This window comes from Yersinia rochesterensis (assembly GCF_003600645.1).
In the GTDB taxonomy this organism is placed as follows: domain Bacteria; phylum Pseudomonadota; class Gammaproteobacteria; order Enterobacterales; family Enterobacteriaceae; genus Yersinia; species Yersinia rochesterensis.
The window spans coordinates 2,828,861-2,840,969 of sequence record NZ_CP032482.1 but is presented as its reverse complement, the minus strand read 5'-3'; the positions used below and the strand labels follow the sequence as shown (position 1 = coordinate 2,840,969).

Genomic DNA, 12,109 nt, shown 5'->3' with positions numbered 1-12,109 from the left:
ATGTTACATATTCCAAGTCACGGTTTTTGTTATATCGTGACTTCGCTTTTCTTTTTGTTAAACTTCAGCCTCAATCGAAAAAGAATATTAATAATAACCCGGGAACACTCTGTTTATCTTATACTCAGCACTCGTGGCAGGAGACTAATAATGGCAATTGATTACTCATTGACCGCCCAAGAAATTATTAAATATATCGGCGGCGATAATAATGTGATTACCGTCACACATTGTGCAACGCGTTTACGCTTTATATTGAAAGATAATAAAGCTGTCGATAAAGAAAAATTAAATCGTGTTAAAGGGGTTATTACCGTCATTGAAGCGGGTGGGCAAATGCAAGTGGTTATTGGTAACCACGTCGGTGATGCTTATAAGCATGTGATGAACCTGATTAATATTGATGAAAGCGCGCCGGTGGCAGCACCTAAAGTCGGTATTGTTAGTCGCTTAATGGATATTATCTCGAGTATTTTTGCGCCGTTCCTTTATCCACTGGCTGCTTGCGGTATTTTACAAGGGATTATTTCTTTCCTTGCCGCGATAGGTTGGATGGATGCCGCCAGCGGCACTTATCGTATTCTAAACTTTGTTTCCTGGACCGGTTTTACCTTCCTGCCAGTGATGGTAGCCTTTACTGCCGCCAAGAAATTCAATGTTAACCCTTTCACCGCCGTTATTACTGCATGTGCGCTGATCAGCCCAGATTATATGAACATGCTCACGGCCAACAAAATCGTCACGGTGAACTCAGCCGATCCTGCGGTTCAGCAATTGATGCATGAAGCACTGAATAATCCGCAGGTTGCCCATATTTTGAATACCATCGCCGGTATTCCTTTGTCATCACCTACTTTGGATTTCTTCGGTATTCCCGTGCAATACCTGAGCTACACCGCCTCGGTTATCCCGATCATTTTGATGGTTTGGGCGATGTCTTATGTGCAGCGCTTCTGTGAAAAAGTGCTGCCGATGGTGGTGCGTAATCTGTTTACCCCGATGTTCTGTATTGCCATTATGGTGCCATTAACCCTGCTGGTATTTGGCCCGGTGGGTAACTTGATAGGTGGGGCTATTGGTGGTGTTTACAATACACTTTATAACCTCAGCCCAGCGATAGCAGGGTTTATGGTTGGGGCATTCTGGCAACCATTAGTTACATTGGGTGTTCATTGGGGTATCACCCCAGTCACTGTGGGTAACTATGCTACATTGGGTTATGACACTTTCACTGGTTTGCAAGCCTCTGCGGTCTTTGCTATGGCCGGAACCATGTTCGGCGTTTATTTAAAAACGCGCAACAGTGAAATGAAAGGAATTTCATTGTCAGCAGGGATTACGGCTTTATTCGGTATTACCGAACCGGCTATTTACGGTGTGGCATTACGCTTAAAAAAACCTTTCTTATGCAGTTGTGCTGCTGGGGGGATCGGCGGGGCTATTGCAGGGAGTTTTAATGCTGTGTCATGGAGTTATTGCCTGCCCGGTATCGCAGTACTGCCAGTCTTCTTTAAAGAAGGGCATATGACACAGTTCCTGGGATTCTTGCTATCAATCACTGTTGCTTTCGTCTTGGGTGCCGTTTTCACTTGGTTGGTTGGGTTTACGGATGAGACAGAAAATGTTGCACAATCAAGCAGTGCTAAAACATCCGATGCACCACTTGTTCAGGCGCAAATGAATCAGGGTTAAAATATTTAATGTTCGGACGGGCTATCACCCGTCATTGATTTCCATTTTCAGGGTGAACGATTGCCCGCAGTACTAAGGAATAAATTTATGAGCCACAAACAATTACCGAAAGATTTTTTATGGGGCGGCGCAGTTGCAGCGCATCAGGTTGAAGGCGGCTGGGATAAAGGCGGCAAAGGTATAAGTATTGCCGATGTATTGTCCGGTGGCTCACACAGTGTTGACCGTGTGATAACTGATGGTGTGCAAGACGGTTATCGCTATCCAAATCATGAAGCGGTTGATTTTTATGGTCATTACAAAGAAGACATCGCAATGTTTGCTGAGATGGGCTTCAAATGCTTCCGAACTTCCATTGCCTGGACGCGCATTTTCCCGAAAGGTGATGAGCAGCAACCGAATGAGGCTGGTCTGCAATTTTACGATGATATGTTTGATGAGCTACTGAAATACGGTATTGAACCGGTGATTACGTTGTCTCACTTCGAAATGCCATGGCACTTGGTTAAAGAATACGGTGGCTGGAAAAATCGGAAAGTGGTCGACTTCTTCGTGAAATTCAGTGAAGTGGTCATGGAGCGCTATAAAAGCAAAGTCAAATATTGGATGACATTCAATGAGATCAATAACCAACGTAACTGGAAGTATCCGTTATTTGGTTATTGCTGCTCTGGTGTGGTGTTCACTGAACAAGAAAACCCTGAAGAAACAATGTATCAGGTTCTGCATCATCAGTTTGTGGCCAGTGCCAAAGTGGTCAAACTGGGCCACGCCATTAATCCAGAATTCAAAATTGGCTGTATGGTCGCGATGGTGCCGCTATATCCATTCTCTTGCCATCCAGATGACATGATGTATTCAGTAGAAGCTATGCGTGAGCGTTATCTATTCGGTGATGTTCATATGCGTGGTTACTATCCTTCCTACATTCTGAATGAATGGGCGCGTCGCGGTTTCACTATTAATATGGAAGAGGGTGATCTCGACATTCTTCGTGAAGGTTGCGCGGATTACATGGGGCTGAGTTATTACATGAGTAATGCGGTTTCTGCAACCCATCCGGGGAGTGGACATTCTCTTTCCGGCTTTGAGGGCAGTGTACCTAATCCTCATGTTAAAGCATCTGATTGGGGATGGCAGATTGATCCTGTCGGCTTGCGTTATTCACTGAGCGTATTGTATGAGCGTTACCAAAAGCCGCTATTTATTGTTGAAAATGGCTTTGGTGCTATCGACCACGTTGCTGATGACGGCATGGTTCACGATGATTACCGCATTGCGTATCTCAAAGCCCATATTGAGCAAATGAAAAAAGCGGTGTTTGAAGATGGCGTGGACTTGATGGGGTACACCCCATGGGGCTGCATCGACTGTGTATCATTCACGACAGGTGAATACAGCAAACGTTATGGCTTTATCTACGTGGATAAAAATGATGATGGGACTGGCACGATGGCGCGTTCGCGTAAATTGAGTTTTGGCTGGTATAAGAAAGTTATTGCCAGCAATGGTGAAGAACTCTAATTCCTCGACAAGCTTTTTATCAGAGAAAGCCGCTCAACCATATGGGCGGCTTATAACATTGCCAGAATATTGTTAGCTTGAAACCCGCATTGCGCAGCAATTTGTTTAGGGGCAGCTCGCATTTCCAGGAATATTTTTTCTTTAAACCAAGTGAAATGATGGAACATATAATCAGACAGTAGAAACAATCAGTTCATTACTGACTTAACCTCGACGTATGTAGTTGGGGCTTTACCATTTTTTTACCATCACCAAACCCCACAAACAAAAAAACCAACCCTAACGGATTGGTTTTCTTAGGGTATTTTGGTCGGCATGAGAGGATTTGAACCTCCGACCCCCGACACCCCATGACGGTGCGCTACCAAGCTGCGCTACATGCCGATACAGTGGCATTTATACTACATTTTGCAGTGACTAATGCAAGACTTGTCAAAATCGTTTGCTGGTTTTTTAAGCGCCCATGGCTCGGTTTTTAGAGCTAGTTCGCAATAAAACGTTTTATATCAGTCAGCACTTGCAACAGTAATGGGAGTTGTGGTTTTTCATCTTTAATTTCATTACCTTGCTCGTCATAAGCCCGGTATCCACCATTATTATCTAACACAATCGTTTGTGTTGGTGTAGTGATAACCAGAGTGCCATTATCGCCCGTCGCTACCCAGTTGTTGTTGCGTTGTGCGGCGAATAAGTCTTCCCCTTGCGAATAATCCTCTGCTGCGGTTTTAACGTGCAATAGCCGCTGCATCAGTGTGGTCATAATATCTTCGTGGTTGGTTAACTTGTTCACTTTCTGTGCGGGCGTGCCCGGCCAATGGACGATTAACGGGACTTGCAACTGTTGACGATTAAAGCTGCTGCCAGCCCCCCAGCTATCATTGCCGCTATCATTAAATTCGACACCATGGCTGGCAGTAATAATAACTACGGTTTTATCGAGTTGTCCGCGTTGTTTTAGCGTATCCAGAATGGTCGCAATCTGCTGATCCACATCTTTTGCACCCGTTTTATAATGGCGAATAAAATCGGCTGGCGTGGCAACTTTATGACCAACAACAGGATCTTGCGCTTCAATTGACCCGTTAAGGTTAATGTATGAGAACCACGGCGTATTATTATTCAGTGTGGACAGCCATTGTTGCCATTGTGCTGTAGTTTCGCTGTCAGTTTGTTCTGCCGGGGCAGGTAAGGTGAAATCAGATAACAACGCCTGGCGATAGAGCGGCGAGGCAAAACCATCGGATGAGAACAATCCAAACTGATAGCCTTGAGCACTCAATGACGTGATGAATGCAGAAGGTTTACGTGAAGAAAGAACACCATCTAAATAGGTTGGGGAAATACCGTAAAACAGCCCAAACAGCCCGGTATCCTGACGATTACCCGAGCTGTAATGCTGGTCAAATTGGATGTTTGAATGGCCGAATTCAGCCAAAACTGGCATGTCTTTTTGCAGGCTATTGGCACGGATGCCATCAACCACAATTAATAACAGATTATAACCGCTGCCTTTGTCGCTAAAGGCGATCGGGCTGAGGGGATATTCAACGGTCAATGCATCTGGATTACCTTGTTCTACCAAGCGCCGCTGATATTCCTCTTGGTCAAGCAGACCATGTTTCTCAAGGAATTTACGCGCTGTCATCGGATAGGAGAGCGGTAAGTTCGCGCGCTGCATACTGATGGGGCGATAGAAATTAGCATCTGCCCAGATATAAATCAGATGTGAGGCAAAGAAGGCGGAAATAAACACGGCAACCAGCGGCTTTACAAAGCGCTGTCGGTTGAGACTGCGTAGTTTTTGCCATGCCCAGGTACCGAAAAGCATCTCGACAAGAAAAATGACCGGCACGGCAATAAACATCAATTGCCAATCACGCGCCAGCTCAGTTTGATCCGGGTTAACCACTAACTCCCATACTACGGGGTTAAGATGCAAGTGGAAGCGGGTGAAAACCTCGGTATCTACCAGAAGCAGGGTTAAGCCCGCAGTGGCAAAGGCGGCGGAAAGGAAACGGAGTAGCCGTTGCGACATCACCACAAAAGTCAGTGGGAATATCACCAATAAATAGGCAGCAAAAACAATAAAACTAAAGTGCCCAAGCCAACTGACAAGGGCATAGACACGGCCAATCAGCGATGAAGGCCAATCGGAGATAAACAAATAGCGGCTACCCAGCGCCAAGCTGAACAGGATGTTAAACAGGGCGAACCAGTGCCCCCAGCTGATCATCTGGGAGACTTTTTCACGATAGCGCTGACGATTTGTCACCATATTGAGATTGTAGTCTTGGCCGGTAAATTAATGAGCTTTATCTTCACGTACTGAAGCTTGGAGGGCTTCAGCGAAAGAACGAGCCAATACTTTGCGTTGCGCAGGAGCAATGCTGGTATTGATCAGATTTGTTACCATATTTCCCAAAACCATCAAAGAAAGATCGGTTGGGGTACGGTGTTTTTCCAGTACGCTGACTAATTCTGACAGCAATTTTTCAACGTGTTCGTCGCTATAACGGGATGATTGTGGCATAGAAATTGTGCTCAACACCTGACAAAGTCCCATATCTTACCGTATAGAGACGCGCTTTTCCGCTATTTTATAGCATTAAGAATCATTAGCCATTAATTGGGGGCCGAGATAGCTTTTGAGTTGCAGCTCTCAGGCATCAGTGATTGAATACGGCCCTAGCCAAAAGGAGTATTTATCATGAGTCTGGATATTGACCAGATAGCCTTACATCAGCTTATCAAACGTGATGAACAAACGCTTGATGTGGTATTGCGCGATTCGTTGTTACCAGCCAATGCTGTAGTTGAAGAAATGATGGCCGAGCTGCATCGGGTTTACAGTGCCAAAAGCAAAGCTTATGGGTTGTTTAATGAACAAAGTGAGCTGGCTGACGCGCTGAAACGGAGCCGTAAGGGTGATGAAGATTTCCTCAGCTTTAGTCGTGCGGCAACCGGGCGTTTACGCGATGAGTTAGCCAAATATCCGTTTGCTGAAGGTGGCGTGGTACTGTTTTGCCAATACCGCTATCTGGCGGTGGAATATTTACTGATTTCAGTGCTAAGCAGCTGTAATAGCATGCGGGTGAATGAGCAACTTGACCTGAGCACGACTCATTATCTTGATATCAATCGTGCTGATATTGTGGCCCGTATTGATTTAACTGAATGGGAAAACAACCCGGAATCAACCCGTTATCTGACTTTCTTGAAAGGGCGAGTAGGGCGTAAAGTATCTGATTTCTTTATGGATTTCTTGGCCGCAAGTGAAGGTCTGGATACTAAAGCGCAAAACCGTGGTTTATTACAGGCGGTTGATGATTATTGTGCGGATGCCGAGCTGGGTAAAAATGAGCGCCAGGCTTATCGTCAGCAGGTTTATAGCTATTGTAATGAGCAGTTGCAGGCCGGTGAAGAAATTGCCTTGCAGGAGCTTTCGCAAGAGTTACCAAAGTTGGGCGAAAAAGATTTCCAACAATTCTCTGCTGAGCAGGGTTATGCATTGGAAGAGAGTTTCCCGGCAGATCGCAGCACTTTGCGTCAGTTGACCAAGTTTGCAGGTAGTGGCGGTGGGTTGAGTATCAATTTTGATGCGTTGTTACTGGGCGAGCGTATTTTTTGGGATGCGGCGACGGACACCTTGACCATTAAAGGCACTCCTCCCAATCTGCGTGATCAGCTACAGCGCAATGCGGGTAAGAAGTAATTGTTTGCACCATGACTTTATTCAGCTAATAAAAAACGCCGCAGAAGCGGCGTTTTTTATTTCGGCGTCCCGAATATCGAAAGCGACGCGATTAAACGCGAACGAAGTCGATATGAGTCAGTTTTGGCTTGAAAGCGTGACGCTGAACAGCCTGTACTTTAACTTTGGTTTCTTTACCGTCGACAACCAAAGTCAGTACTGAATCATAAAAGCCCGGTTTCAATTCAAGGTTCTTGGTGGTGTCATGATCAAGAGTGATAGCGATTGCTGCCTCTGAACCACCGTAAATGATTGCCGGAAATTTATTTGCTGCACGCAGGCGGCGGCTCGCACCCTTACCCTGGTCGTTTCGTACTTCTACATTGATAGTGGTCATTTTGTTTTCTCTTAAAGAAAATTAACCCTGCTACAGGCGACCCAGCAACAGGTTCGATACTCGGCTTTACTTGGGTAAACCCAGAGCAAAGCGGGCGACATTCTAGCGAAATATCGGCCAGACAGCAAACGAAACTATGAATTTATCAGGCTTAATGCGGCTTAGGCGAGAGAGTCAGCCCGCCTAAAACGTCCCTGATAATCGAAAACCTTTTCCCTGATTTGCCACCATTGTCCACGGCGGCGGGCGACCACAAAATCCGGATAACGCAGTAGCGCCTGCTGAGCGATGATATCGGCGGCAGTTTGCCATTTCAGTGTAACCCCAGGCGCCCGTTGATGAGGGCGCAGGAAAACTTGCTCAAATGCCATCCGCTGGGCGGCGGTAGTTAAGCGAAAACGCTCACTGGTATCGGTGCCATCTTCGTCGTAATAAGTGATTTTTAGCCATTCGCCTTTTACATCCTGGCCACTTTCCAAACTCATTCCACCGCAACGCAATACCAGCGCGTCCTTTAATTTCAGGGCAGCTTTCAGCATATCATCGGGGTCGACCAGCACCTCCTGACACTGATGACAGCGGCGGGCGGCAATATCATTTTCCGCCCCGCAATGTGGGCAGGATTTAAAGCGGAAGCGGTAATCACATTGGGCTCGTGCGCCATCATCATCTTCAAACCAGCCCTGACAGCGGCGGCCATAATGCTCAATAATCTCGCCGGATTCGGTGCATTTTCCCCAGAAAATATTGGCAAAACCGCAGTCTGGGCAAAAGACTTGTACTGGCTGGCTGCCGGTGTGGGGTTTGCTGGTACCCACTTCTGGGGTGAAAAGGTCGTGGGGATTGCCGGCATAATCCAGAATCAGACAATCTTCTTTGCCCGGCGAGAGCCGCAAGCCGCGCCCAACAATTTGTTGATACAAGCTGACGGATTCGGTTGGGCGAAGAATTGCAATCAAATCAACATGTGGGGCATCAAAACCGGTCGTTAAGACCGCCACATTCACCAAATAATGTAATTTCTGCTGCTTAAAAGCAGTGATTAAAGCATCCCGCTCGGCGGGGGGCGTTCCGGCACTCACCAGCGCCGCCTGGCCTTTGGGGAGTAGCCCGTAGACTTCTTTGGCATGTTCGACAGTGGCGGCAAAAATCATCACGCCACGGCGATGGGCGGCATATTCAACTATCTGACTAACAATATGTGGGGTGATTCTTTGCTGCTGTTTAAGCTCGCGGTCTAAATCCGCTTCACGGAACATGCCGTCGCTATTGCTGGTCAACCGACTGAAATCATATTGCACGACCGGCATATCCAGCCGCTCCGGTGGCACCAGAAAACCGTGCTTAATCATATAACGCAGGGGCAATTCATAAATACAATCGCGGAATAGGGATTTCCCATCACCTCGAGTGATACCGTGATAGTGGAATTGGTAAATCCAGCCTTTGCCCAAGCGGTAAGGGGTCGCCGTCAGTCCCAGCAAACGTAAACGCGGGTTAGTCGTGCGTAAATGCTGAATAATTTGCTGATATTGGCTGTCATCTGCGTCACTGATTCGATGACATTCATCGATAATGAGCAGCGAAAAGGCACTATCAAACAGTGACAGATTCCGTGCCACGGATTGCACACTGCCAAAAACCACTTTCCCCTCACTTTGGCGTTGTTGCAGGCCAGCGGCAAAAATATCGGCCTCTAAACCGTCTGCTTCTAAACCATAAGCACAATATTTGGCATGATTTTGCGCCACCAGTTCTTTGACATGCGCTAGTACCAAAACACGCCCACGCGCCAGTTTTGCTAATTCAGCAATAACCAGACTTTTACCTGCGCCAGTGGGTAAGACAATGAGCGCCGGTTCGGTATGGCGACGAAAATAAGCTAGCGTCGCATCCACCGCTTCTTGTTGATAAGGGCGTAGTGTAAAAGCCATTAATGCGCCTGCCAGATGATTTTTGTCATTATTCTCAATTGGTTAAACTCATTCATTGCTTGCGGCACTTTCCTGTGACGTAACATTTACTTTCAACGTATAAGTGCCATTTATCTTCAAGGTTTTCTATTATTATCTTCAAGGCTTTCTATTATTATGCCCGTGTGTGGCGGCCTGCGCGAGGGGGCGATGCCGTGCAGATAAGCTGTTTCTCAATAACGGCTTTTTGCGTAACTGTTCCTAGGATGATAGGGCAACCGCCGCTATACTGTTTAATTAATTTCACACCGTATTATTAGCATTCTGTCATCATTGGCAGGTGTAAGTGCGGGTATCGCGCCCCTCTGTGGCACGACAAGACAACAGGCAAAGTAGATTTAATGCGATTGGACAAGTTTTTATCTCAGCAATTAGGGGTTAGCCGGGCGTTGGTCGCGCGCGAGCTACGGGCAAAACGCGTCACTGTTGATGGCGAAATAGTCAAAAGTGGTGCCATTAAGCTGACGCCAGAACAAGACGTGAGATTTGATGGCAACCCATTACAACAGACAGTTGGCCCACGTTATTTTATGCTGAACAAACCGCAGGGTTATGTGTGTTCAACAGAAGACCCGGATCACCCAACCGTGCTGTATTTCCTTGATGAACCCGTGGCTTATAAGCTTCACGCGGCAGGGCGGTTAGACATCGACACCACCGGGCTGGTGCTGATGACCGACGATGGTCAATGGTCGCACCGCATTACCTCTCCACGCCATCATTGCGAAAAAACCTATTTGGTGACACTGGAACACCCGGTTGCTGATGATACGGCGCAGCAGTTTACTGACGGCGTACAGTTGCATAACGAAAAATCATTGACGAAACCGGCGCAGCTTGAAGTTATCGAGCCTCAGCTAGTGCGTTTGACTATCAGTGAAGGGCGCTACCATCAGGTAAAACGCATGTTTGGTGCGGTCGGAAATCGTGTGCTGGAACTGCATCGTGAACGTATTGGCGACATCAAACTTGATGATGATTTAGCACCCGGTGAGTATCGCCCACTGACTGCCGAAGAAATTGCGAGTGTCGGCGCTCCTCATCTGTAATTGATTTTCTATTGCGGCGTGGTCAATGCACATGCGGCTTGAAGTCTGACGAGTACAACCCGCAGTAGGTTAGTGAAGGAGTTGTTGAACGTGCATGCCAGTAATCAAAATGAAGCGACAAACCGGACATCCCACGTTGGTTTGATCTTTATCCTGGGCTTGTTATCAATGCTGATGCCTTTGGCAATTGATATGTATCTGCCCAGTATGCCGATCATTGCACAGCAATTTGGTGTAGAAAGTGGCGCAGTACAGATGACGCTAAGCGCCTATGTGCTGGGGTTTGCCATCGGACAAATGTTTTATGGGCCCATGGCGGATAGCATCGGGCGCAAGCCGGTCATTTTCTGGGGAACGCTCATCTTTGCACTGGCAGGAATGGCCTGTGCTATGGCGCAATCAATCGAGCAACTGATTAATTTGCGTTTCTTGCACGGCTTATCAGCTGCCGCCGCCAGTGTTGTGATTAATGCATTGATGCGGGACATGTTCACCAAAGATGATTTCTCGCGCATGATGTCTTTTGTGGTCTTGGTGATGACAATCGCGCCGTTGCTGGCACCCATTATCGGCGGCGCGTTGCTGGTGTGGTTTAGCTGGCATGCCATTTTCTGGACGATGGCGGGAGCCGCATTGGTGGGGGCGATATTGGTTGCGTTGTTTATCAAAGAAACCTTGCCGAAGGAGAAACGGCAGAAGTTTCATTTGCGCACCACTATCGGCAATTTTGGCGCTTTATTCCGCCACAAGCAAGTTCTGAGCTATATGCTGGCCAGCGGTTTTTCTTTTGCAGGTATGTTCTCATTCCTCAGCGCCGGGCCGTTTGTTTATATTGATTTAAATGGAGTTTCTCCGCAGAACTTTGGCTATTACTTTGCGCTGAATATTGTTTTCTTATTCTTGATGACATTGATCAACAGCCGCAATGTTCGCCGCTTCGGGGCACTGAAAATGTTCCGTTTTGGTCTGTGGGTACAATTTGTGATGGGCATCTGGCTGCTGGTGGTGTGCGCCACCGGGTTAGGGTTCTGGGCGCTGGTACTGGGCGTCGCGGCTTATGTGGGCTGTATCGCGATGATTACCTCGAATGCCATGGCCGTCATTTTGGATGATTTCCCACATATGGCGGGGACGGCATCTTCTTTGGCGGGGACTTTACGTTTTGGTATCGGTGCGATAGTGGGGACGCTGTTGTCGATGGCACCATCGCGTAGCGCCTGGCCGATGGTCAGCTCAATGGCATTTTGTATTATCGCCGCCATGCTGTTGTATTTTTATGCCAGCCGACCACATAAAAATGCGGTGAAATAATCGCTATCAAGAAATGTGAGGGTCGATGTTCCCAAGCGCCCTCACGTTTATTATTTGTAGCCAATTTGTCAAATCACACCTTGTTTACTTCTCCTTTTCTCCGCCCTGTGCATGATTAAATATCGCCACAATTACTACTAAAAAAGACCGAATCCTTGCGCTCAATCAACATAATAAGCATGCATATCATTATCTATTGCATAGTTGTGTTTGACACCATATTGTTAACTTTTTGAGCGATGTTATAAAAAAGACGAAACTGTTATGACGTTATTTTTACGCGTTATTCTTACTCGTCACCGGGTGATGAATATCAATAAATTTATATATTTATCAATTAATTAAATTCATTTTATTTGGTTTGATTGACACTGAATTGTTCCTTAAATGTAAAATGTTGGCTGATATTAGGTAATGGGTTTGCAAGAAAAATGGTTGAGATAGACGCGATAAAGGTATAAAAATAACGAAA

General features: G+C 46.7%; 9 protein-coding genes and 1 tRNA gene. 5 read left to right on the top strand and 5 right to left on the bottom strand.

All coding sequences use genetic code 11. The annotated features are described in order from the left end of the window. Positions 1 to 150 precede the first annotated feature (150 nt). Complete coding sequence (locus DXZ79_RS13270) at positions 151 to 1,692, top strand: PTS transporter subunit EIIC (protein WP_050291319.1); 1,542 nt, start codon at positions 151 to 153, stop codon at positions 1,690 to 1,692. A gap of 87 nt (positions 1,693 to 1,779) precedes the next feature. Continuing rightward, positions 1,780 to 3,216: a 6-phospho-beta-glucosidase gene (locus tag DXZ79_RS13265; protein ID WP_038631921.1), complete on the top strand. Its 1,437-nt coding sequence runs from the start codon at positions 1,780 to 1,782 to the stop codon at positions 3,214 to 3,216. Between the two features lie 307 nt (positions 3,217 to 3,523). Here DXZ79_RS13265 and DXZ79_RS13260 read toward each other — a convergent pair. From DXZ79_RS13260 to DXZ79_RS13250, 3 genes are all read right to left on the bottom strand, one after another. Further along, a tRNA-Pro gene (locus tag DXZ79_RS13260) sits at positions 3,524 to 3,600 on the bottom strand. A gap of 97 nt (positions 3,601 to 3,697) precedes the next feature. Then, positions 3,698 to 5,491: an LPS biosynthesis-modulating metalloenzyme YejM gene (gene yejM, locus DXZ79_RS13255; RefSeq protein WP_038631923.1), complete on the bottom strand. Its 1,794-nt coding sequence runs from the start codon at positions 5,489 to 5,491 to the stop codon at positions 3,698 to 3,700. Between the two features lie 27 nt (positions 5,492 to 5,518). Next, a complete protein-coding gene (locus tag DXZ79_RS13250) occupies positions 5,519 to 5,746 on the bottom strand; it encodes a YejL family protein (RefSeq protein WP_004389481.1) in 228 nt (75 codons plus the stop codon). 177 nt (positions 5,747 to 5,923) lie between these two features. Between DXZ79_RS13250 and yejK the strand changes: the two genes are divergently transcribed. Beyond that, positions 5,924 to 6,928: a nucleoid-associated protein YejK gene (gene yejK, locus DXZ79_RS13245; RefSeq protein WP_038631926.1), complete on the top strand. Its 1,005-nt coding sequence runs from the start codon at positions 5,924 to 5,926 to the stop codon at positions 6,926 to 6,928. A 91-nt stretch (positions 6,929 to 7,019) separates the two neighbouring features. On the opposite strand, the gene rplY is transcribed toward yejK, so the two are convergent. Together rplY and radD are read right to left on the bottom strand one after the other, a co-directional pair. After that, on the bottom strand, positions 7,020 to 7,304 hold the full coding sequence (gene rplY / locus DXZ79_RS13240; protein ID WP_038631928.1) for a 50S ribosomal protein L25: 285 nt from the start codon (positions 7,302 to 7,304) through the stop codon (positions 7,020 to 7,022). A 161-nt stretch (positions 7,305 to 7,465) separates the two neighbouring features. Beyond that, the gene (gene radD, locus DXZ79_RS13235; protein ID WP_038631930.1) at positions 7,466 to 9,238 is read right to left on the bottom strand and encodes a DNA repair helicase RadD; all 1,773 of its coding nucleotides are present in this window, start codon (positions 9,236 to 9,238) and stop codon (positions 7,466 to 7,468) included. Positions 9,239 to 9,618: 380 nt separating this feature from the next. Here radD and rsuA point away from each other — a divergent pair, with 380 nt between their 5' ends. Beyond that, the gene (rsuA, locus tag DXZ79_RS13230; RefSeq protein ID WP_038631932.1) at positions 9,619 to 10,326 is read left to right on the top strand and encodes a 16S rRNA pseudouridine(516) synthase RsuA; all 708 of its coding nucleotides are present in this window, start codon (positions 9,619 to 9,621) and stop codon (positions 10,324 to 10,326) included. Positions 10,327 to 10,416: 90 nt separating this feature from the next. Beyond that, entirely contained in the window at positions 10,417 to 11,637 is a 1,221-nt protein-coding gene (locus DXZ79_RS13225; protein WP_038631934.1) for a Bcr/CflA family multidrug efflux MFS transporter, read from the top strand. The last annotated feature ends 472 nt before the right edge of the window (positions 11,638 to 12,109 follow it).

What these genes read in the sequence shown, in the direction of transcription:
- rsuA (WP_038631932.1), top strand. Translation starts at nt 9,619, where the DNA reads ATGCGATTGGACAAGTTTTTATCTCAGCAATTAGGGGTTAGCCGGGCG.
- DXZ79_RS13270 (WP_050291319.1), top strand. Translation starts at nt 151, where the DNA reads ATGGCAATTGATTACTCATTGACCGCCCAAGAAATTATTAAATATATC.
- rplY (WP_038631928.1), bottom strand. Translation starts at nt 7,304, where the DNA reads ATGACCACTATCAATGTAGAAGTACGAAACGACCAGGGTAAGGGTGCG.
- yejM (WP_038631923.1), bottom strand. Translation starts at nt 5,491, where the DNA reads ATGGTGACAAATCGTCAGCGCTATCGTGAAAAAGTCTCCCAGATGATC.
- DXZ79_RS13265 (WP_038631921.1), top strand. Translation starts at nt 1,780, where the DNA reads ATGAGCCACAAACAATTACCGAAAGATTTTTTATGGGGCGGCGCAGTT.
- DXZ79_RS13250 (WP_004389481.1), bottom strand. Translation starts at nt 5,746, where the DNA reads ATGCCACAATCATCCCGTTATAGCGACGAACACGTTGAAAAATTGCTG.
- radD (WP_038631930.1), bottom strand. Translation starts at nt 9,238, where the DNA reads ATGGCTTTTACACTACGCCCTTATCAACAAGAAGCGGTGGATGCGACG.
- yejK (WP_038631926.1), top strand. Translation starts at nt 5,924, where the DNA reads ATGAGTCTGGATATTGACCAGATAGCCTTACATCAGCTTATCAAACGT.